Raw genomic sequence first — 1,602 nt, forward strand, 5'->3', positions numbered from 1 at the left:
CCGCACTGATATCTTCTGAATTGAAGACGTCGATGGTGCACCCGTATACCATTGACGTCGACACCATCAGATGCGGACCGCGCGGTGACCCCACATTCCGCTGGCGCCCACAGGGCTGCCCTCGTTTCCTGACATGTCCCGCGCGGGCCGCGGCGAGCCGAGACCGCCGCATGACCTAATAGGAGCATGGAGCGATACCGCGGACCCGAACAACCGCATTCTATCGCGCCCCGTCAGTGTGCCGTCTGCCCGGTCCAGGCGAGCACGGAAAGAACGGAGCGAGGCATGCAAAACGAATCGACACCAGGCGCCCGCGGGCCGGTCTTCTGCGGGGTCGACACCCACGCCGACTCGCACTGGCTGTGCGTCCTGGACTGGAGGGGCCGCAAGGTCCTGTCCCGCCGGTTCCCCGCCGACGCGGCGGGCTACGAGGCGCTCGCCGGGGCGATCGCGGCGGCCGGGGAGCCGGCCTGCGTCGCGATGGAGGGGACGTCGTCCTACGGGGCGGGCCTCACCAGGCACCTCGCGTCGCTGGGGATGCCCGTGCGCGAGGCGCTCTCCCCGGCGAGGATGCAGAGGAGGCGCCCGGGGCAGGGAAAGTGCGACGAGGCGGACGCGGAGAGGGCCGCCCGCGCGGCGATGTCCGGCTCAAAGCTCGGGACCCCCAAGAGCCAGGACGGGTGGGTCGACGGGGTGCGCTGCATGCTTGCGGCGCGCTCCGGGGCGGTGAAGGCGCGGACCTCGGCGATCAACACCGCGAGGTCGCTGCTCACCACCGCCCCGGAGGGGCTCAGGTCGAGGTTCCGCGGGATGGCGGGGCCGAGGCTGATGGAGGAGCTCCCCTCCGTGCGCGCCGAGGGCGCGCTGGGCGCCGCGCTCGGCGCGCTGGCGGACCTGTGGGCGGCGGCGCGCGACGCGGCGCTCGACATGGAGCGCGCGATCGAGGCGTCCCTGGAGGAGAACTGCCCCGCTCTGCTGGCGATGTACGGGTGCGGGCCCGTGAGCGCGGCCAAGCTCGCGGTCGCGGCCGGGGACAACCCGGGCAGGCTGCGCTCCGAGGCGTCGTTCGCGGCGATATGCGGGGCCTGCCCCATCCCCGCCTCGAGCGGCAAGACCGTGAGGCACAGGCTCAACAGGGGCGGCGACCGGCAGGCGAACAGCGCGCTGCACGAGATCGCGAGGCAGAGGGTCATGCGCGACCCCGAGACCGCCGAGTACGCCGAGAGGGCCAGGGCGCGGGGGAAGAGCGACAGGGAGGTCATGAGGTGCCTCAAGCGCTACGTGGCCAGGGAGGCGTACCGGGCGCTGATGCGCCCGCACGAGATCAGGAGGCCCGAGGACGCCTCGGAGCTCGTGGCGGCCAGGCGCGCGGCGAGGGTCAGCCAGGTGAGGGCGGCGTCCATACTGGGCACCAGCGAGAAGTACATCTCGATGCTGGAGAGGGGCCAAAGGGAACTCAAGCCCATAAGGAGGGCCTACGAGGCATGGGTCGAGGCGGGACTTCCGCTCGATTGGGACAGGCAAGCCTTCGAGGCCGAGCGCAAAATGAATTCTAAAAAACACCTTGCCAAATAGGAGCGTCAGGACGCAAAGAGGCTCCGC

At 70.7% G+C, this 1,602-nt stretch carries 1 protein-coding gene; it reads left to right on the forward strand.

Going from position 1 to position 1,602, the window contains the following annotated elements:
- The first annotated feature begins 285 nt into the window (after positions 1-285).
- Positions 286-1,575, forward strand: coding sequence for an IS110 family RNA-guided transposase (locus tag I4W07_RS09080; RefSeq protein WP_196026417.1), 1,290 nt, complete (start codon positions 286-288; stop codon positions 1,573-1,575).
- Positions 1,576-1,602: the final 27 nt, after the last annotated feature.

Origin of the sequence: Collinsella aerofaciens, assembly GCF_015670745.1 — a bacterium.
Lineage (GTDB): Bacteria > Actinomycetota > Coriobacteriia > Coriobacteriales > Coriobacteriaceae > Collinsella > Collinsella aerofaciens_T.